At 44.9% G+C, this 19,663-nt stretch carries 16 protein-coding genes; 8 read left to right on the top strand and 8 right to left on the bottom strand.

Annotated elements, in window-relative coordinates:
- Positions 1-170: 170 nt before the first annotated feature.
- The 3 genes from ettA to AC3CH3_RS02865 all read left to right on the top strand — a co-directional run bounded on the left by ettA (position 171) and on the right by AC3CH3_RS02865 (position 3,357).
- Complete coding sequence (ettA, locus tag AC3CH3_RS02875; protein WP_017056147.1) at positions 171-1,838, top strand: energy-dependent translational throttle protein EttA; 1,668 nt, start codon at positions 171-173, stop codon at positions 1,836-1,838.
- A gap of 90 nt (positions 1,839-1,928) precedes the next feature.
- Complete coding sequence (locus tag AC3CH3_RS02870) at positions 1,929-2,297, top strand: PilZ domain-containing protein (protein WP_488537694.1); 369 nt, start codon at positions 1,929-1,931, stop codon at positions 2,295-2,297.
- Positions 2,298-2,346: 49 nt separating this feature from the next.
- Positions 2,347-3,357: a M23 family metallopeptidase gene (locus AC3CH3_RS02865; protein ID WP_488537693.1), complete on the top strand. Its 1,011-nt coding sequence runs from the start codon at positions 2,347-2,349 to the stop codon at positions 3,355-3,357.
- A 143-nt stretch (positions 3,358-3,500) separates the two neighbouring features.
- Here AC3CH3_RS02865 and tyrA read toward each other — a convergent pair whose 3' ends face one another.
- The 3 genes from tyrA to nagZ all read right to left on the bottom strand — a co-directional run bounded on the left by tyrA (position 3,501) and on the right by nagZ (position 7,056).
- Entirely contained in the window at positions 3,501-4,628 is a 1,128-nt protein-coding gene (gene tyrA / locus AC3CH3_RS02860; RefSeq protein ID WP_050622330.1) for a bifunctional chorismate mutase/prephenate dehydrogenase, read from the bottom strand.
- A 118-nt stretch (positions 4,629-4,746) separates the two neighbouring features.
- On the bottom strand, positions 4,747-5,820 hold the full coding sequence (locus tag AC3CH3_RS02855; protein ID WP_017059354.1) for a 3-deoxy-7-phosphoheptulonate synthase: 1,074 nt from the start codon (positions 5,818-5,820) through the stop codon (positions 4,747-4,749).
- A gap of 246 nt (positions 5,821-6,066) precedes the next feature.
- Positions 6,067-7,056 carry a beta-N-acetylhexosaminidase gene (nagZ, locus tag AC3CH3_RS02850; protein WP_488537692.1) on the bottom strand — a complete coding sequence of 330 codons (990 nt, stop codon included), beginning with the start codon at positions 7,054-7,056 and terminating at the stop codon, positions 6,067-6,069.
- Positions 7,057-7,177: 121 nt separating this feature from the next.
- On the opposite strand from nagZ, the gene AC3CH3_RS02845 reads away from it, so the two are divergent.
- On the top strand, positions 7,178-8,293 hold the full coding sequence (locus AC3CH3_RS02845; protein WP_488537691.1) for an anhydro-N-acetylmuramic acid kinase: 1,116 nt from the start codon (positions 7,178-7,180) through the stop codon (positions 8,291-8,293).
- Positions 8,294-8,338: 45 nt separating this feature from the next.
- The gene (gene murQ, locus AC3CH3_RS02840) at positions 8,339-9,259 is read left to right on the top strand and encodes an N-acetylmuramic acid 6-phosphate etherase (RefSeq protein WP_048658073.1); all 921 of its coding nucleotides are present in this window, start codon (positions 8,339-8,341) and stop codon (positions 9,257-9,259) included.
- A 115-nt stretch (positions 9,260-9,374) separates the two neighbouring features.
- On the opposite strand, the gene AC3CH3_RS02835 is transcribed toward murQ, so the two are convergent.
- Complete coding sequence (locus AC3CH3_RS02835) at positions 9,375-9,725, bottom strand: DUF2799 domain-containing protein (RefSeq protein WP_488537690.1); 351 nt, start codon at positions 9,723-9,725, stop codon at positions 9,375-9,377.
- 332 nt (positions 9,726-10,057) lie between these two features.
- Between AC3CH3_RS02835 and AC3CH3_RS02830 the strand changes: the two genes are divergently transcribed.
- From AC3CH3_RS02830 to btsR, 3 genes are all read left to right on the top strand, one after another.
- Complete coding sequence (locus AC3CH3_RS02830) at positions 10,058-11,545, top strand: carbon starvation CstA family protein (protein WP_488537689.1); 1,488 nt, start codon at positions 10,058-10,060, stop codon at positions 11,543-11,545.
- A 241-nt stretch (positions 11,546-11,786) separates the two neighbouring features.
- The gene (locus tag AC3CH3_RS02825) at positions 11,787-13,457 is read left to right on the top strand and encodes a LytS/YhcK type 5TM receptor domain-containing protein (RefSeq protein ID WP_488537688.1); all 1,671 of its coding nucleotides are present in this window, start codon (positions 11,787-11,789) and stop codon (positions 13,455-13,457) included.
- 105 nt (positions 13,458-13,562) lie between these two features.
- Positions 13,563-14,294: a two-component system response regulator BtsR gene (gene btsR, locus AC3CH3_RS02820; protein ID WP_017106772.1), complete on the top strand. Its 732-nt coding sequence runs from the start codon at positions 13,563-13,565 to the stop codon at positions 14,292-14,294.
- Between the two features lie 140 nt (positions 14,295-14,434).
- On the opposite strand, the gene ispH is transcribed toward btsR, so the two are convergent.
- The 4 genes from ispH to ileS all read right to left on the bottom strand — a co-directional run bounded on the left by ispH (position 14,435) and on the right by ileS (position 19,643).
- A complete protein-coding gene (gene ispH / locus AC3CH3_RS02815) occupies positions 14,435-15,391 on the bottom strand; it encodes a 4-hydroxy-3-methylbut-2-enyl diphosphate reductase (RefSeq protein ID WP_488538148.1) in 957 nt (318 codons plus the stop codon).
- A 136-nt stretch (positions 15,392-15,527) separates the two neighbouring features.
- Positions 15,528-15,959, bottom strand: a complete 432-nt coding sequence (fkpB, locus tag AC3CH3_RS02810) for an FKBP-type peptidyl-prolyl cis-trans isomerase (protein ID WP_017062866.1) — start codon at positions 15,957-15,959, stop codon at positions 15,528-15,530.
- Positions 15,960-16,108: 149 nt separating this feature from the next.
- Positions 16,109-16,609: a signal peptidase II gene (gene lspA, locus AC3CH3_RS02805; protein ID WP_004739521.1), complete on the bottom strand. Its 501-nt coding sequence runs from the start codon at positions 16,607-16,609 to the stop codon at positions 16,109-16,111.
- A gap of 157 nt (positions 16,610-16,766) precedes the next feature.
- The gene (ileS, locus tag AC3CH3_RS02800) at positions 16,767-19,643 is read right to left on the bottom strand and encodes an isoleucine--tRNA ligase (protein ID WP_488537687.1); all 2,877 of its coding nucleotides are present in this window, start codon (positions 19,641-19,643) and stop codon (positions 16,767-16,769) included.
- Between the last annotated feature and the right edge of the window lie 20 nt (positions 19,644-19,663).

The raw sequence follows: 19,663 nt of genomic DNA, 5'->3' as shown, positions 1-19,663 counted from the left end.
TATTTAACACTTCGCCTCAGAAGCTCATTAAATATAGTTTTAATGACCAATGTGACAATAATAGGTAAGGATTAGTTCAAGAATGGCTTTTCTGACCTAGGAGTAACATCTTTAGGGATATTGGTATAAAATAGCAGACAATTTTGAACAATAATTAGGATCGATCGGCAATGGCTGAATACGTATATACCATGTCTCGGGTGAGCAAAACTGTTCCACCTAAGCGTCAAATTCTTAAAGACATTTCTCTTAGCTTTTTTCCTGGCGCTAAAATCGGTGTTTTGGGTCTAAATGGTTCAGGTAAATCTACCCTACTACGTATCATGGCTGGTATTGATACTGATATTGATGGTGAAGCTCGTGCACAGCAAGGCCTTAAAGTAGGTTACCTACCGCAAGAACCTGTACTAGACGAATCAAAAACGGTTCGTGAGATCGTAGAAGAAGCGGTTTCTGACGTTGCTGACGCACTTAAGCGTATCGATGCAGTTTACGCTGCTTACGCAGAACCAGATGCAGACTTCGATGCTCTTGCTAAAGAGCAAGGCGAACTAGAAGCACTGATTCAAGCAAAAGACGGTCACAACCTAGAAACAGCTCTAGAGCGTGCTGCTGACGCACTTCGTCTTCCTGAATGGGATGCGAAGATTGAATTCCTATCAGGTGGTGAGCGTCGTCGTGTTGCAATCTGTCGTCTACTTCTTGAAAAGCCAGACATGCTGCTTCTTGATGAACCAACCAACCACTTGGATGCAGAATCAGTAGCATGGCTTGAGCACTTCCTCGTTGATTACAGTGGTACTGTTGTGGCAATTACCCACGACCGTTACTTCCTAGACAACGCAGCTGGCTGGATTCTAGAACTTGATCGTGGTGAAGGTATCCCATGGGAAGGTAACTACACATCTTGGCTAGAGCAGAAAGATGAGCGTCTTAAGCAAGAGAAAGCAGGCGAAAGCGCACGTCAAAAGACAATCGAAAAAGAACTTGAGTGGGTTCGTCAAAACCCTAAAGGCCGTCAAGCTAAGTCTAAAGCTCGTATGGCTCGTTTTGAAGAACTGACTACTGGCCAATACCAGAAGCGTAACGAAACTAACGAACTGTTCATCCCGCCAGGTGAGCGTCTAGGTGACAAAGTTCTTGAAGTGAACAACCTAACTAAATCGTTTGGTGATCGCGTTCTTATCGACGACCTATCGTTCAGCATGCCTAAGGGTGCTATCGTCGGTATCGTTGGTGCCAACGGTGCAGGTAAATCAACACTATTCAAGATGCTAAGCGGGGCAGAACAGCCAGATTCAGGTACAGTTGAACTAGGCGAAACCGTTAAACTTGCTTCTGTTGATCAATTCCGTGACAGCATGGACGACACTAAGACAGTATTCCAAGAGATCTCTGAAGGCGCTGATATCATTAAGATCAACAACTTCGAAATCCCTGCGCGTGCTTACTGTTCTCGTTTCAACTTTAAAGGCAACGACCAACAAAAGATCATCGGTGAGCTTTCTGGTGGTGAACGTAACCGTGTTCACTTAGCGAAACTGCTAAAAGCGGGCGGTAACGTACTGCTACTCGATGAGCCTACCAACGACCTTGACGTTGAAACGCTACGTGCTCTTGAAGAAGCACTGCTTGAATTCCCTGGCTGTGCAATGGTTATCTCGCATGACCGTTGGTTCCTTGACCGTATTGCGACCCATATCTTAGACTACCGTGATGAAGGTCAAGTTAACTTCTACGAAGGTAACTATACCGAGTACACTGAGTGGCTGAAGCAGACTCTAGGCGCACAAGCGGCAGAACCGCACCGTATCAAGTACAAGCGTATCGCTAAGTAAATAAGCTTGAATTTTGAACAAAGGCCGCGATAATAGCGGCCTTTGATATATCTGGCTTACGTGTAATGCATCGATATAGAGAGATTACTTATGGTTGAAAGACGTCAATTTTCACGAGTTATTTATCAAGTCCCGACTGAGATCTCACAAGGACACGTAAATGTCTCAGGCTCAGTGCAAGACTTATCACTCCATGGTTTACTCATTCAATGCAATGAATCAAAACAACTTAGCCATGATGTCCCTATTCAAGTGAGCTTTAAGCTCGAAAACAGTGATATCAATATTCAATTAGAAGCAACGATAGTCTCTACCATCAATACCTCAATGCGTTTACGCATAGAGCATTTAGATATTGATAGTATCAGCCACCTTAAGCGTCTTGTAGAGCTTAATGTTGGCGACGATGAACTGCTTTATAGAGAGATTGAACACCTTACCGACTTAGGTAGTGAGTGACATCTCCATTACCCTTTTTCTATTAGAAGCATTTAGTTAATACAGAACCATGTCTAAAAAACTATCCATTACTATTCCCTCTAGTCAGGGGGAACAGACGTTTTACTTCGGCCGTAAGGCTGTGCTCATTTGCACTACTGCCATTTTTTCAGTACCGCTATTAATTGGCGGAGCGGCGTACATGCACTTAGAGAGTAAACAAGAACTCGCGCTACAAGCGGGTGATGCCCAACAGTTGATTGAAACGCTGATTGTTGAAAAAGAACAAACTGAGTTTCTTTATGCTGAGCAAGTAGAAACCAACCATTCGCTATCGCAAACACTGACCGAGAAAGAAGGCACGATTCAGCTACTTGGTAAGCGTGTATTCGATGTGGAATCAGTACTGGGTCTTGCTGATGAAGAACTGCTTACCGATGATATTTCTTTAGAAGATCGCATTGATGCGGCTGCAGTCGATTCAGCAGTAAGAGCCACAATGTTCCGCTTGATTCCAAACGACAGTCCGATGGCTTATCAACGTATATCTTCTTCTTATGGTAGCCGCACTAACCCTATTTCAGGGAAACGCCATGTACATACTGGTATCGATTTAACGTGTAAGCGTGGTGAAGATATTATGGCGCCCGCAGATGGAGTCATTGAAACGGTACGCCCAAGTAAAAAAGGCTTCGGCAACTTTATTACTATGCGTCACTCGTTTGGTTTCATGAGTTCTTATGCGCACCTACAGAAGTTCAAGGTACGTAGCGGTCAGTTTGTGAGTAAAGGCGATGTCATCGCGAGCTGCGGTAATTCAGGTAACTCAACCGGCCCACACTTGCATTATGAAGTACGCTTCCTTGGTCGTTCACTGAACCCTCAATACTTAATGGATTGGACACCGGAAAACTTCAACTACGTGTTCGAGAAAGAGAAAAAGGTTAAGTGGGGCCCACTGGTTCAACTGATTGATAATGTGGTTCGCTTACAGATCAACCTGACTAACGTGCCTTACATTAGCTCAACCATCGACACGGTATCGAGTGAAGATAGCAAAAAACCTATCACGACTAACTAGTTGTTAATGAATAAGAACTGTTGGTTTGGCCTATGATGATCTAATTGCTTTTAGCCTACTGTAGGCCAAATGCTTTCATAGCGTTCAGCACAAACAAAAAGAGCGACCAGATGGTCGCTCTTTTTTATGATTTCAAATCAGTATTAACCACGATGAATCGAGTCATGTGCTTGTTTTAGAAGACTTTGGCTCTCTTGTAAAAATTGTTGTGAGTAATCACCAAACCAATCACTCACTTGGTTGAAGCTCTCAACAAACTTAGCCTTATCTTTGCCATCTAGGATTTCTAACGCTTCTCCGAAACAACTATGGAAGCGTCGAATCATCTCTATATTCTCATCCGAAGACAGAATGATATCACCGTACAAGTTCGGGTCTTGAGCAAACAGACGACCAACCATCGCAATCTCAAGTCGATAGATTGGTGAACTTAACTTCAGAAGCTGATCAATATTCGGGTTCTCTTTACTCAGGTGTAAACCGTAAGCAAAAGAGGTGAAGTGACGAAGTGCTTGAATCAATGTCATGCCGTGATCGTGTTCAGCTGCATCCATCTGGCAAAGACTCGCGCCCCAAATACCAAACTGATTCAGTAACCATTGGTAGCTTTCAGCACCACGACCATCACTGTAAACAATCACCTGCTTAGCAAGGCTTGGAACATCAGGACCAAACATTGGGTGCAATCCAACCACTGGGCCTTGGTGCATGTTCATCATTGCTTGCAGAGGTTTAGATTTAATTGACGTCAAATCACATAGAATACAATCACTTGGTAGGTTACCTAGCTTCGCAATCACACCTTCAGTTAAGTGGATTGGAACCGTAACAACCACAAGCCCAGCATTATCTAAGATTTCGTCGGCCTTATCCCAATCTTGGCTGCCGAGGATTTTCACTTCGTAGCCAGACAGTTTGAACATACGGCCAAACAAGCCACCAAGTTGACCATTACCACCAACGATAACCACTGAACGTAACTCTGGGTTAAGACACTTAAAGCCAGAATCTTTTTCGCTGGCATAAGACTCACGCATAGTACGACGCAAAATATCTTCGATGAGCTGTGGTGGAACCCCTATCTTTTCGGCTTCTTGACGACGAGATGCCAACATTGCCGCTTCGCGCTCCGGCACATAAATAGGTAAACCATGTTCACTTTTTACTTCACCGACTTTCTCTACTAGAGCTAATCGTTGAGCAAGTAAATCCAACATTTGTTTATCGACAGCATCGATTTGGTCGCGTAATTCGTTCAGTTCAACGGCCATTTTATTCCTTACTAATCTATAAGCCCGTGCCAATCTATCAGCCCACAATCACGTAGATTCGCTAGCAACAGATCTTAAAATGCCCCATTAGATGAGGCACTTAAATTTAAAACTCTGACTAACCTTTCAAGCGGTTCTCTAAGAACGGGACTAATTCCGTATGTGCATGTTTCAATAGTGCCTCAGTTGAATCCCAATTGATACACGCGTCGGTAATAGAAACGCCGTATTTCATCTCATTGAGAGGTATATCCGAAGATTGGTTTCCTTCGTTTATATGGCTTTCAATCATCAGGCCGATAATCGACTTGTTGCCTTCACGAATTTGGTGAATCACATCTTCTGCAACTAAAGGTTGGCGACGGAAATCTTTACGAGAGTTCGCGTGGCTACAGTCGACCATTAGCGCGGCCTCTAAGCCAGATTTACCCAGCTCTTGCTCACATTCGTGTACCGATACTGAATCGTAGTTCGTCTGCTTACCGCCACGTAAAATCACGTGACCATTTGGGTTACCTTGCGTTGTTAGTAGTGCAACTTGACCTTCGCGGCTGATACCCATGAAACGGTGGCTAGAAGAAGCCGCCTGCATTGCATTAATTGCAGTGCCTAGGTTGCCATCGGTACCGTTTTTAAAACCGATTGGCATTGAAAGACCACTTGCCATCTCACGGTGAGTTTGAGATTCAGTCGTACGAGCGCCAATCGCCGCCCAGCTGAAGGTATCTGCTAGGTATTGCGGGCTAATTGGGTCTAATGCTTCAGTCGCCAATGGAATTTCCATCTCAGCGAGTTCAACAAGTAGCTCACGACCAACATGCAGACCATGCTCAATATCAAAAGTGCCGTCTAGATGCGGGTCATTGATCAAACCTTTCCAACCGACAGTGGTACGAGGTTTCTCAAAGTAAACACGCATAACAATATACAGTTGATCGCTAAGTTGCTCAGATAAGGCTTTTAGGCGTTTCGCGTACTCTTTCGCAGCTTCAATGTCATGGATAGAACATGGGCCACATACAACAAGCATGCGATGATCTTTCTTATGAATGATGTTTGCGATAGTTTGACGAGACTCTTGAATAAAACGACGAGCATTATCACTCAAAGGCAGTTTTGCTTTTAACTCCTCAGGAGTAATCAGTACCTGTTCGTCGATGATATTGACATTGCTTAATTCACTTTTCTGCATAACTCAACCTGTATATTTATTTTTACACCCAACATTTCCATTTGGGCTAACAATCTTTAAAAACACAATAACAGCTAAAAAAACGATTGCAAGTGTAAACAATAAAAAACATTCACTGTAAATTTTAATTTACACACCAACTTTAACTCACTCTAAGGAATAAATAGGTTTAAATCACGGATCGCACATACAAAAAAGGCGATATTTATCATATCGCCTTATCTAAAATTATTATGTGTTTATTTATCACTCACTGCCTAGCATTCGCTTAATCGTCTCCGAGGTCTCTTTCCACCTAGCATCCGAGTGAAGTGTCGATAAATCAAAGCTGTGTTTTTTAAGCAATGAGTTGGCTAAAGGCACCTCTTGAATCGCTAAGTGATCAAGAGCCTCAATTTGTGCATCTCGTTTATTACACATCAACACCATGTCACAACCTGCATTCAAGGCCGCTTTCGCTCTGTCGGCTGGTCCGCCCATTATGGCAGCGCCTTCCATCGTTAAATCGTCAGAGAACACTAAACCTTTAAAACCAAGCTGCTGCTTCAATACTTTCTGTAGCCAATACTGTGAACCACTTGCTGGCTGATCATCGTAGTGAGAGAAAACCACGTGAGCTGGCATCATGGCATCCAATATTCCAGCTTCAATTTGCGCCTTGAAGATTGCCATGTCAGTTTCGAAGATGTCGTCTCTAGGGTCATATGGCGTCTCTAAGTGTGAGTCAGCAATCACGCCGCCATGTCCAGGGAAGTGCTTGCCTGTTGTCGCCATACCAACCGACGTCATGCCTTTAATGAACGCGCTGCTATGACGAACGATGATATCAATATCTTCACCAAACGCTCGGCTACCAATCGCTTTACAGTCGTGGCCTTTATCTAATACAGGTGCAAAGCTCAGATCGATATCATGGGCAATCAATTCTGCCGCCATCAGCCAACCCGCTTGTTCTGCTAAATGCTCACCGTTATTCTTAGTCGCGAATTCTTGAGCAGCTGGGATAATTGAAAAGCCATCGCGGAAGCGTTGAACTCGGCCTCCTTCTTGGTCAACACCGATTAAAATAGGACGTTTTGCAACTTTGCGAATTTCTTTGTTTAACGCCGATAACTGTTTGCTATCGTGGTAGTTTCGAGCAAATAAGATGAGACCACCAACGGTTGGGTGCTCTAAAATTTCTCTGTCTTCAGCTGTCAGCTCGTAGCCTGCAACATCAACCCACAACGGTCCCATATTTATCCCTTATTAAACCTAATTTCATAAACTTCCCGAGATTATTCTCTTTAAATTTGCTTTACAATGTTTTTAAACCAATCTGTGGAAGAGTTTAGGAATGCAGTGCGAGAGCTTAAGAGTGGATCATAAAGAACTGTATATTGGCGTAATGTCAGGGACGAGTATGGACGGTATTGATACTGCCTTAGTTTCGATCGAAGATACGCAAATCACATTGCTTGCTCATGATGAGTTCCCAATGCCTGATGATCTCAAAGCGCGTTTGCTTGAGGTGTGTATTGGTCAGAAAACGGATTTAATTACTATTGGTGAGCTAGACCACCAGCTTGGCCATCTATTTGCTGATGCGGTTCTGCAACTTCTCGACAAGTCAGACACACCTGCATCTTCTGTGACTGCGATTGGTAATCATGGCCAAACGGTGTTTCATCAGCCAACAGGCGAATCTCCATTTACCATGCAGCTGGGTGATGCCAACATCATTGCCGCTAAAACACAGATTCAAACCGTCGCTGATTTTAGACGTAAAGACATGGCATTAGGCGGACAAGGTGCACCGTTAGTACCAGCTTTCCACCACACTATTTTTCACCCGCAAGACAGCTCAGTTGTAGTGTTGAATATTGGTGGTATCTCGAATATTTCAGTACTGCGCCCGAATCAGCCAACGCTTGGTTATGATACTGGCCCGGGCAATATGTTGATGGACGCTTGGGTTGATAAACATACGGGTAAGAAGTTTGACCGTGATGCGCAATTCGCACTTAAAGGCCAACTTAATCAAGCTTTACTCGAACAGCTGTTGAATGAGTCTTATCTATCTCAAATACCACCGAAAAGTACTGGTAGAGAGCTATTTAATCTACCGTGGCTAGAGCAACAGCTTACAGAATTTAAATACCTTGCAGCAGAAGATGTGCAACGCACGCTTTGTGAATACACGGCATTGACGATAGCCAATGAAGTGGAGATTTATCGCTTGGGTGACCAACCCGCCTTGTATGTGTGTGGTGGTGGTACAAGAAACCCATTTTTGATGAAGAGACTGTCTGAACTGCTTTCGAGTTGGGAAGTTGACTCAACCACCAGTAAAGGCGTTGATGCAGATTACATGGAAGCAATGGCCTTTGCGTGGCTTGCTCAACGTCATGTTCATCAACTACCAAGCAATTTACCAGAAGTGACTGGCGCAAGCAGAGCGGCCTCTCTAGGCGTTCTCTATCGTGCTGACTGAACAACTTTAGAACCATCATTTTAGAATCACCATTTAAGGATCATTATGAGTAACGACGCTCTCATATCAGCGCTCTCGCACCTCGTTTCGGAGGGGAGAAACCCTGATACTATGGATATTGATCTGCTCACCTCTCTCGAAGTGGTTGAAAAGATTAACCAACAAGACAAACAAGTCCCACTGGCGATTGAAGCGGAACTGCCGCAGATCGCGAAAGCGGTTGATAAAATTGCTCATGCCTTTCAAAACGGTGGTCGACTGATTTATATGGGCGCAGGCACCAGTGGTCGATTAGGTGTGTTGGACGCATCAGAATGCCCACCGACTTTCGGTGTTTCAGACAAAATGGTTATCGGCCTAATTGCAGGTGGACCAGAGGCGATTTTAAAAGCCAAAGAAGGCGCAGAAGACTCGCTGACTCTCGGTATTGAAGATCTGAAAGCGATTCAATTTTCAGAAAATGATGTCGTGGTGGGTATAGCTGCCAGTGGTCGCACACCTTACGTGATTGGTGCACTCAACTATGCCAATCAGCTTGGCGCGGTGACCGTTGCATTGTCTTGTAACCCTGATTCTCCAATTGCTGAAATCGCTCAAATCGCAATTAGCCCTGTGGTTGGCCCAGAAGCATTGACTGGTTCAACACGACTCAAATCAGGTACAGCACAAAAGCTGGTGCTTAATATGCTAACGACTGCCAGCATGATTCGTATCGGTAAGAGCTACCAAAATCTGATGGTCGACGTAAAAGCGACCAATGAAAAGTTGGTTGCCCGCGCTGCTCGTATCGTTATCCAAGCAACTGAATGCGACAAAGCGCTGGCAGTCTCGACACTTAAAACGACTGATTACGATGTGAAGTTGTCTATTTTGATGATTCTAACCGGGCTAGATTTAGAATTGGCCAAGGCTCAGCTTGATAAGCAAAATGGTTTCTTGAGAAAAGCAGTCGAGAATAATCAGTAATCTTAATTTGGCTTGTAGCTTCTCATTTAGACAGCTACTTCAACGACATACAAAAAGACCAGCACACACGCGGTACTGGTCTTTTTAGTTTTAATTTTTTATCGCTAGCTTGGGCTTAATAGTCGTTTGAGAACTCATCCCAGCCACGTTGCCATTCCATGCGGAAACGTTGAGCGTCTTCCGTACCAGAGCACACGCCTTCATACACCTGACCAGATAAACCAATCTGATAAGCATGGTTCGGATTACAATATTCAGTCACACCTAGATGGTAACCTTCTGTGTAACTCGCTTGATCGACTTCGCCAAGCTCAGTCATCTCTGAATACGAACGCTGAGTGTGACCTTTGATGCCATCACGATAGCCAATCTCTTGCCAATTGCCCTCAGCGGCTAAATCTTGAACATTGGCGCTGCATCCTGCAAGGCTAAATGCCACGGCGAATAGTGCGATTATTTTTTTCATTTCAGTCCTTTATATTTACCTAGCCACTTCCTGACGAAGCGTTGCCTTTGTGGTGATTCTCCGCTGAACACTAGCTGATGTCCACTTATGTCTGTTATCTGCCACTGATATCTATTGGTTACCGCTTAAAGCTGATAAATCACCACTTGCCAGAAGCAAGAGCCTTCTCAACACGAATAACCAACCGCTCTACAAACGTAGCAAACCACTCAATCAGTTATAACACCACTTAATTGACTATTCGACCACTCACTCTCATAGCGGAAGTTTCTTTTCATACTCTTCTTTAATATACACCCTGACTTAATTAATACATTCAGGGATAACAAATTATGATGTGGTTTCTTACCTGTGTTGCAGCACTCATTGGTGGCTACTTTATTTACGGTGCCTTTATCGAGAAGATTTTCGGTATCAATGAAAAGCGTCAAACACCCGCTCACACTAAGCAAGATGGCGTGGACTACGTTCCAATGTCGACACCAAAGGTTTACCTAGTTCAACTGCTTAACATTGCAGGTGTAGGTCCAATCTTCGGACCTATCATGGGTGCCCTTTACGGCCCAGCAGCGATGCTTTGGATCGTGCTAGGTTGTATCTTCGCAGGTGCAGTACACGACTACTTCTCAGGTATGTTATCTATCCGTAATGGTGGTGCTTCGGTTCCAACCATCACTGGACGTTACCTAGGCAATGGCGCAAAACACTTTATGAACATCTTTGCCATTGTTCTACTGCTTCTTGTTGGTGTGGTATTTGTTTCTGCTCCTGCAGGCATGATCACTAACCTAGTGAACGACCAAACTGATTTCGCGATGTCTGCAACAACCATGGTTGTTATCATCTTTGCTTACTACATCATCGCAACGATTGTCCCTGTCGATAAAATCATTGGTCGTTTCTACCCACTGTTCGGTGCACTACTTATCTTCATGTCTGTTGGCCTAATCACTGCGATTGGTCTATCTGACGAGCACCAAATCATGGGAGGCTTCGAGATGAAAGACATGTTCACCAACATGAACCCGAATGACCTACCACTTTGGCCTGCTCTATTCATCACTATCGCTTGTGGTGCAATCTCTGGCTTCCACGCAACTCAGTCACCACTGATGGCGCGTTGTATGGAAAACGAGAAGAACGGTCGCTTCGTATTCTATGGTGCAATGATTGGTGAAGGCATCATCGCTCTAATCTGGTGTGCACTTGCTCTTTCATTCTTCGGTTCAGTTGAGTCTCTATCAGACGCAATTGCAAACGGTGGCCCAGGTAACGTGGTATACAGCGCTTCATTTGGCCTACTAGGTGTATTTGGCGGTATCCTTGCTTTCCTTGGCGTGGTTATCCTACCTATCACTTCTGGTGACACAGCGTTCCGTTCGAGCCGTCTTATCCTTGCTGAATACTTCAACATGGAACAGAAAACACTGCGTAACCGCCTACTGATGGCTTTACCGCTATTCGTTCTTGGTGGCATCCTGACTCAAGTAGATTTTGGTATCATCTGGCGCTACTTCGGCTTTGCTAACCAATCAACAGCAGTAATGATGCTGTGGACGGCTTCAGCTTACCTACTTCGCCACAACAAACTGCACTGGGTAACAACGGTTCCAGCTATCTTCATGACGTCTGTGTGTATCACATTCATCCTGAACAACAGCCAACTGGGCTTCGGTCTACCAATGCAAATCTCGACTATCGTTGGTGTGATTAGTGCGCTAGGCGTTGCAGCTTACGTGATTAAGATTTCTAAAGGCAAAGGCGAAACTGACCTTGCAGATGAAGAAAAAGAAGCGAAAGGCGTAACCAAAGCCGCTTAGATCTTGAATAAACAACAGTCTTCATAGAAAGACAAGAACGCCAAACACAACTTCGCTTGCTCCCGAAATCACCCAGTGATTCGTGGAAATTAAGACTAAAGCCCGTCCACCGTGATGGGCTTTACTACATCTCGGACTTAAAAAGCAATCACCGCGCGATATAAGCGACGAAAACACAAGCAAAGCTACCGTTACCAAGCAATGAGCTTTACACTTAACAAGCGTCTCAATAGGTGAAAATATGGAACTCATTCTCTCTCTGCTGCAACAAACCTGTGTCTACTTAGTGATCGCTTACATGCTAAGTAAAACCCCGTTGATTCTCCCTTTATTGAGTATCTCTTCACGCTTAAGTCATAAAGTCAGCTGTTATGTTCTGTTTTCCCTATTCTGTATTATGGGCACCTATTTCGGCCTGCAGATTAATGACGCGATAGCCAACACTCGTGCAATGGGTGCTGTAATGGGGGGTCTGTTTGGCGGCCCTGTCGTTGGCTTTGCGGTGGGCTTTACTGGCGGGATTCATCGTTACTCATTAGGTGGTTTCACAGATTTGGCTTGTGCTATTTCCACCACAGCAGAAGGCTTGATTGGTGGCCTATTGCACGTTTACTTAGTCAGAAAGAACAAAGCCAGCCAACTGTTTAATCCCTTAGTCGTGTTCTCTGTGACCCTATTTGCAGAGATCATTCAAATGCTGATTCTACTTGCGGTGGCCAAACCGTTTGAACAGTCTTATGCGCTAGTTTCTGACATTGCAGCCCCGATGATCATTGCCAATTCAGTCGGCGCTGCGCTGTTCATGAGTATCATCCAAGACCGTAAAACCATCTTCGAAAAGTACTCAGCTACCTTCTCACGCCGCGCATTAACTATTGCCGAACGTTCGGTGGGTATTTTGCATGGTGGGTTCAATTCTGATAACGCACAAAAAATCGTACGTATCGTTTATGAAGAGACCAACGTAGGCGCAGTGGCAATCACTGACCGAGAAAAAATTCTCGCGTTCGTCGGCATTGGCGATGAGCACCATATCCCAAACACCCTGATTTCATCGCAAAGCACACTCACAGCAATGGAACAGAACGACATCATTTACCTCGATGGTAAAGAGAACCCATACCAATGCTCCCTGTCGCAGGATTGTAAACTGGGATCTGCGTTGATTATTCCACTCCGCGCGGGTAACGAAGTGGTCGGAACCATCAAACTGTATGAGCCAAAGCTCAAACTATTCTCGACCATCAACATGTCGATGGGTGAAGGTATCGCTCAGCTATTATCGAGCCAGATCCTATTTAGCAACTATCAGCAGCAGCAAACACTACTGACACAAGCGGAAATCAAATTGCTGCACGCTCAAGTGAATCCACACTTCTTGTTCAATGCGCTTAACACCATCAGCGCAGTAACACGTCGTGACCCAGATAAAGCTCGAGAGTTGATTCAGCACCTATCTCACTTCTTTAGAAGCAACCTAAAGCAGAACATCAACACCGTGAAACTCAAAGACGAACTGGCACACGTCAACGCTTACCTGACCATAGAGAAAGCACGCTTTACCGATCGACTAGAAGTGGAATGGGATATCGACCCGCAACTTTATGAGTCACAATTGCCGAGCTTTACCCTGCAACCGCTGGTAGAAAACGCCATCAAACATGGGATATCTAATATGTTGGAAGGCGGTAAAGTGAAGATCTCTAGCGAGGCTTTCGAGGGTGGGTTCAAGTTAACCGTTGAAGACAATGCAGGTAATTATCAGAAGCCATCTCAAGATCATGTAGGTTTAGGGATGGAAATTGTTGATAAACGACTCACTAATTTCTTTGGACAAGATTCAGCACTAAAAATAGAATCTCAACCACAGCAATTTACTCGAATGAGCTTTATCATACCTATACTCAAATAATGGTATTTTCGGGGACGGATCGCTCCGAGTTGAAACATTTAGAAACAGACATTTAAAAGATAAGCGTGAACCAAGCAGGGATAGAACCAAGATGAAGATTGTAGGATGTTAAAAGCATTAGTTGTCGATGATGAACTTTTTGCTCGCGAAGAGCTGATTGAGCTGCTGACCGAAACCGGAGAAGTGGAAATCATAGGCCAAGCGAGTAACGCGATCGAAGGACTGAAACAGATCAACCTACTCAAGCCTGATGTCGTGTATTTGGATATCCAAATGCCGCAGGTTACCGGGATTGAGCTGTTAAGCATGCTTGACCCAGATACCATGCCTTACGTGGTATTCGTCACCGCCTACGACCAATATGCGATTCAAGCCTTTGAAGATAACGCTTTTGATTACCTGCTTAAGCCAGTCGAGCCTTGTCGATTAAACAAGAGCGTTTGTCGCCTGAATAAGGTCATCAAACAAAACCAGAAAGCACCAGAACAGAACATCTCAGCGATTGCTCCCTGTCACTTAGAGCAGATCCCGTGTATCGGTCATAACCGCATTGTGATCATGGCAAGCCAAACGGTCGAGTGCGCCTATTCCGATATCAGTGGTGTGCATGTTCGTAGCTCATCGCAAACCGCGACCTCACAGTTAACGCTAAAGATCTTGGAAGAAAAAACCGATTTGATCCGCTGTCATCGCCAATATTTGATCAACATAAAATCGATCCAAGAGATCAAACTGCTAGAAAATGGATTAGCAGAGATCATTACCCTGACTGGCTTTGAAGTGCCTGTCAGTCGTCGTTATTTAAAGACTTTAAAAGAGCAACTCGGTCTCCAATAACGCGTTAGAAGTTAGACGCCTTGTTCCAAAGCACGATCAAAAAAGCCAACGTATCAACGTTGGCTTCCTGCTGTTTACAAATCAATAGTGTTTGCAAATCGATAGTGTTACGCATCGATCTTGTCACCAATCAATAGAGATTAGTCGACTTGCTTAATCTGTAGCTCTTTTGGTACTTCAAAGAACATGTTCTCTTCACGACCTTGAATCTCTTCAACGTCAGTCGCACCCAGCTCACGAATACGCTCTAGAATTTGGTTTACCAACTCTTCAGGAGCAGAAGCACCTGCCGTTACACCGATTTTCTTTTTACCTTCAACCCACTCGGTTTGAATGTCTTCAGGGCAATCGGTTAGATAACCTGGCGTGCCTAGCTTCTCAGCCAGCTCTTTTAGACGAGTTGAGTTAGATGAGTTCTTAGAACCAACCACAATCACTACATCAACGTCATTCGCCATCTCACGCACTGCGTCTTGACGGTTTTGAGTTGCGTAGCAGATGTCGTCTTTGCGTGGGCCTTGGATCTCAGGGAACACTCGACGTAGCTCTTCAATCACATCAGCAGTTTCATCTACTGATAGCGTCGTTTGGCTAACGTAGTGCAGGTTACTCGGGTCGTTCACCACGAGGTTCTGTACATCCTCTGCTCTTTCAACCAAGTACATACCACCCGTTTGGCTCGCGTACTGACCCATAGTGCCTTCCACTTCAGGATGGCCGGCGTGACCAATCAGTACCACTTCCATATGTTTGCGGCTCGCACGAGCAACCTCCATATGAACTTTAGTCACCAAAGGACACGTTGCATCAAATACAGTCAGTTCGCGCTCTTTTGCTTCTTTACGAACGGCTTGAGATACACCGTGAGCAGAGAAAATTACGATGTTGTCGTCTGGCACTTCACTTAGCTCTTCGACAAAAATAGCACCACGCTGCTTTAGCCCCTCAACAACAAAGCGGTTGTGTACCACTTCATGGCGAACATAGATCGGTGGCTGATACATTTCGAGTGCACGCTCTACGATGCTGATCGCACGATCGACACCGGCACAAAAGCCACGAGGGTTAGCTAACATTATTTTCATTTCATTGCTCATCATTTACCGCGGTACTAAGGTTGTTTCTATAGAGTTCGCCGTCAGCGAGGTTCGCATTCTACAGTGAAGCGTCTAGACAGTGAAGCTCTGGGTGAGATCACAGCTGTAAGGCTATCTTATTCTAGCGTGAAGACAGCTATTCTACCGTTAAGATATTGACGTCAAAGGTAACATCTTGACCAGCGAGTGGGTGATTAAAATCAACCGTCACTGAATCACCTGCGATCTCAGTAATAATACCTGGAATTTCCATACCGTCAGGACCAGAGAATGCCATGATAGTGCCCACTTCAACTTCAGAATCGCCAACAAACTTAGCACGATCCATATAGTGAATATGATCAGGGTTTGGCATACCAAACGCGTCTTCCGCTTTCAGTTCGATAGACTTTTCAGTACCGGCTTCAAGTCCAAGTAAGCACGCTTCAAAGTTCTCACTTAGGCTGCCATCGCCCATGACGAACTTTGCTGGTTTGCCCATGTTTTCCGTACTATCGGCAACTGAACCATCCTTCATTTTAATCGTAAAATGTAGAGTTACTGCTGAATCATTTTTAATTGCTGCCACGTTACTTTCCTTAGATTTCTTTATTATTTGAGGATGCGCTGTGCTTTGCTTCCTTGTTGACTGAAGCATAAAAAAAAGCGCCGTCGGAATCAACCGACAGCGCTTAGGGCTATTCTATTCTGTGAGTCATAGACTGACTTTGAGGCAAGCTATTTGCTTTCGTCTTTCTTACGGAAACCATCTAAGATGATCATCGCAGCACCGATACAGATTCCCATATCCGCTAAGTTAAATGCAGGCCAGTGGTAAGTGCCCCAGTAGAAGTCTAAGTAATCGACAACAAAGCCGTGTACGACTCGGTCAAACACATTACCTACCGCGCCACCAATGATGATCGCATAAGCAATGTTATTCCACTTCTCTGTTGCTGGTAGTTTGCTCATCCAGTACGTCAGCATACCTGTTACCGCAAATGCGATACCCGTAAATAACCAACGCTGCCAACCACTTTGATCACTCAAGAAGCTAAACGCTGCACCGTAGTTATGCACGTACAGAAAGTTAAAGAATGGCAGCACCTCAATACGGTTTGCCCAACCATAACCCATGTTGTCCATGACAAAGAGTTTAATGCCGATATCAGCCAAGAAGACCAATAGAGCCAGCCATAACCAACGTACACCAGATTGTTTTAACGAAACTTCACTCATTTCTATTCCTAGTATTTACGAAGTTGGTATTCATTGTTAGTCACTTTAAGTGACCTTGATTACCAACTTGGTTAAACACATTTCCTATAACTAAAAATAACCCCAGTTGATACTGGGGCTATGATTTTTACAAAAAGTTCAGTCTTTCTCTGAGTCGTTATGCGAACTTGCGCACTTCGCCTTCACCGTCGATGTTCGACACACAACGACCACAAACTTTCTCGTGACCTTCGATAGTGCCTACATCTGGAGTGTGGTGCCAGCAACGGTCACACTTCTCAGCTTCAGTAGCCGCAACTTCAACGAATAGACCAGCAACGTCTGTCGCTTGCGCTGCATCAGACTTCTCGCTCAGTGGCTTAACAACAGCTGCAGAAGTGATAAGTACGAAACGTAGCTCATCTTCTAGCTTATTGATTTTAGCCGCTAGTGCATCGTCAGCGTATAGAGTAACTTCAGCTTGCAGTGCACCACCGATCGTTTTCTCTTTACGAGCATCTTCAAGAAGCTTGTTCACTGCACCACGAACAGACTGGATCTCAGTCCAGAATTCGTTGCTTAGCTCTTCGCCTTCGGCAAGACCAAATAGACCTTCGAACCACTCACCTGTGAATACGAACGTGTCGCGCTGCTCTCCAGTTGGTAAAGAGCTTGGCATCTCGTTCCAGATTTCATCTGCAGTGAACGACATGATAGGTGCCATCCAACGAACTAGAGCTTCTACGATGTAGTAAAGCGCCGTTTGACAGCTACGTTGAGCATGGCTGCCCTGTTTTGCTGTGTACTGACGGTCTTTAATTACGTCTAGGTAGAAAGAACCCATTTCGATAGAACAGAACTGCATTAGACGTTGAGTCACACCGTGAGTGTTGTACTCGCCGTATGCTTTAACAATCTCTTCTTGTGCAGCTTGAGCACGGCCAACAGCCCAGCGATCAAGTGCAACCATCTCTTCAGCAGGAACTAAGTCAGTTTCAGGGTTGAAACCGTTCAAGTTCGCTAGGAAGAAACGCGCTGTGTTACGAATACGACGGTAAGCATCCGCTGAACGCTTCAGGATTTCATCAGAAACCGCAACTTCACCCGTGTAGTCTGTAGAAGCAACCCATAGACGCAGGATATCTGCACCTAGCTTGTTAGTTACGTCTTTAGGAGCAACAACGTTACCGATAGATTTAGACATCTTACGGCCGTTACCATCAACCACGAAACCGTGTGTTAGTACTTGCTTGTACGGTGCTTCGTCTTTCATCGCGATAGATGAAATTAGAGAAGACTGGAACCAGCCACGGTGTTGGTCTGAACCTTCAAGGTAAAGATCAGCACTGTGAGTACGCTCTTCGTTCGGGAAGTTGTACTCTTCACGAGAATCAACAACAGAGAAGTGCGTAACACCTGAGTCGAACCATACGTCTAGCGTATCCATTACTTTTTCGTACTTATCAGCGTCTTCTGCGCCCATAAGTTCAGCAGCGTCTACATCCCACCAAGCTTGAATGCCTTTCTCTTCAACTAGCTTCGCTACTTTTGCAATAAGTGCAGGGCTTTCTGGGTGAAGTTCTGCTGTTTCTTTATGAACGAACAGAGCAATTGGCACACCCCAAGTACGTTGACGAGAAATACACCACTCAGGGCGACCTTCAACCATGCCTTCGATACGGCTTTGACCCCATTCAGGCAACCACTCAACACTCTTGATTGACTCTAGTGCTTTAGCACGTAGGCCAGCTTGATCCATAGAGATGAACCATTGTGGTGTTGCGCGGAAGATGATTGGAGTTTTGTGTCTCCAACAGTGTGGGTAGCTGTGCTCGTAAGCGTGGTGATGTAGAAGTGCACCTTTCTCTTTTAGAACTTCTAAAACAGAGTCGTTCGCTTTGAATACGTGCTGACCGGCAAATAGCTCAGTATCTGGCAGGTAAACGCCGTTTGAACCAACTGGGTTAGCTATTTCTAGGTTGTACTTTTTACCAACCACGAAATCCTCTTGACCGTGGCCAGGCGCAGTGTGAACCACACCAGTACCTGAATCCGTTGTAACGTGGTCACCAAGAACAGCAGGAACAGTAAAGTCGTAGAACGGGTGGTTGAACTGAGAAAGCTCAAGATCTGCACCTGTAGCAAAACCAAGGTTGTGGAAGTGCTCGATACCTGCACGATCCATTACGTCTTTTGCTAGTTCAGAAGCAACAACGATACGTTGAGCAGGCTGGTCGCCATTCGCTTCAACTTGGATAAGCACGTATTCAAGATCATCACGTAGACATACTGCGCGGTTAGCTGGCAGAGTCCATGGTGTTGTCGTCCAGATAACGATAGAAATTTCGCCTTGACCAGCGTGACCTTCAGCTAGAGTGAATTTCTCTAGAAGCGCCGCTTCGTCAGCTGCTGTAAATTTCACATCGATAGATGGAGAAACTTTATCTTTGTATTCAACTTCAGCTTCAGCCAGAGCAGAACCACAGTCAGTACACCAGTGAACTGGCTTGAAACCTTTAAGAAGGTGACCTTTATCTGCGATTTTGCCAAGAGAACGAATGATGTTCGCTTCAGTGCCGAAATCCATAGTGCGGTAAGGTTTGTCCCACTCGCCCATGATGCCAAGACGTTTGAAGCTCTCTTTCTGACCTTCAACTTGACCCGCAGCGTACTTACGACACTCTTCGCGGAATTCAGCAGCCGAAATCTTCTGACCAGGCTTACCTTTCTTCTTCTCAACCATTAGCTCGATTGGAAGACCGTGACAGTCCCAACCAGGGATGTACGGTGCATCAAAACCAGAAAGGGTCTTAGATTTGATAATAATGTCTTTAAGAATCTTATTCAGCGCGTGGCCAATGTGAATGTCGCCGTTCGCGTATGGAGGGCCATCATGCAGTACGAAAGATTTTTTACCTTTCTTTGCCTTACGGATTTCGCCGTAAAGATCTTCTTTGTACCAACGCTTCAGCATTTCTGGCTCACGATTTGCCAGATTGCCGCGCATTGGGAACCCTGTTTCTGGTAAGTTCAGGGTATCTTTATAATCACTCATCGATTCTTAATTCCGTTATA

It is taken from the genome of Vibrio sp. QJM3NY_35, from assembly GCF_057785915.1.
Note: the sequence above shows the minus strand (reverse complement) of the source record. Positions and strands in the feature narration are given on the sequence as shown.

Coding starts and splice junctions, on each gene's coding strand:
- ettA (WP_017056147.1), top strand. CDS start 171: ATGGCTGAATACGTATATACCATGTCTCGGGTGAGCAAAACTGTTCCA.
- AC3CH3_RS02870 (WP_488537694.1), top strand. CDS start 1,929: ATGGTTGAAAGACGTCAATTTTCACGAGTTATTTATCAAGTCCCGACT.
- AC3CH3_RS02865 (WP_488537693.1), top strand. CDS start 2,347: ATGTCTAAAAAACTATCCATTACTATTCCCTCTAGTCAGGGGGAACAG.
- tyrA (WP_050622330.1), bottom strand. CDS start 4,628: ATGGCCGTTGAACTGAACGAATTACGCGACCAAATCGATGCTGTCGAT.
- AC3CH3_RS02855 (WP_017059354.1), bottom strand. CDS start 5,820: ATGCAGAAAAGTGAATTAAGCAATGTCAATATCATCGACGAACAGGTA.
- nagZ (WP_488537692.1), bottom strand. CDS start 7,056: ATGGGACCGTTGTGGGTTGATGTTGCAGGCTACGAGCTGACAGCTGAA.
- murQ (WP_048658073.1), top strand. CDS start 8,339: ATGAGTAACGACGCTCTCATATCAGCGCTCTCGCACCTCGTTTCGGAG.
- AC3CH3_RS02835 (WP_488537690.1), bottom strand. CDS start 9,725: ATGAAAAAAATAATCGCACTATTCGCCGTGGCATTTAGCCTTGCAGGA.
- AC3CH3_RS02830 (WP_488537689.1), top strand. CDS start 10,058: ATGATGTGGTTTCTTACCTGTGTTGCAGCACTCATTGGTGGCTACTTT.
- AC3CH3_RS02825 (WP_488537688.1), top strand. CDS start 11,787: ATGGAACTCATTCTCTCTCTGCTGCAACAAACCTGTGTCTACTTAGTG.
- btsR (WP_017106772.1), top strand. CDS start 13,563: ATGTTAAAAGCATTAGTTGTCGATGATGAACTTTTTGCTCGCGAAGAG.
- ispH (WP_488538148.1), bottom strand. CDS start 15,391: ATGAGCAATGAAATGAAAATAATGTTAGCTAACCCTCGTGGCTTTTGT.
- lspA (WP_004739521.1), bottom strand. CDS start 16,609: ATGAGTGAAGTTTCGTTAAAACAATCTGGTGTACGTTGGTTATGGCTG.
- ileS (WP_488537687.1), bottom strand. CDS start 19,643: ATGAGTGATTATAAAGATACCCTGAACTTACCAGAAACAGGGTTCCCA.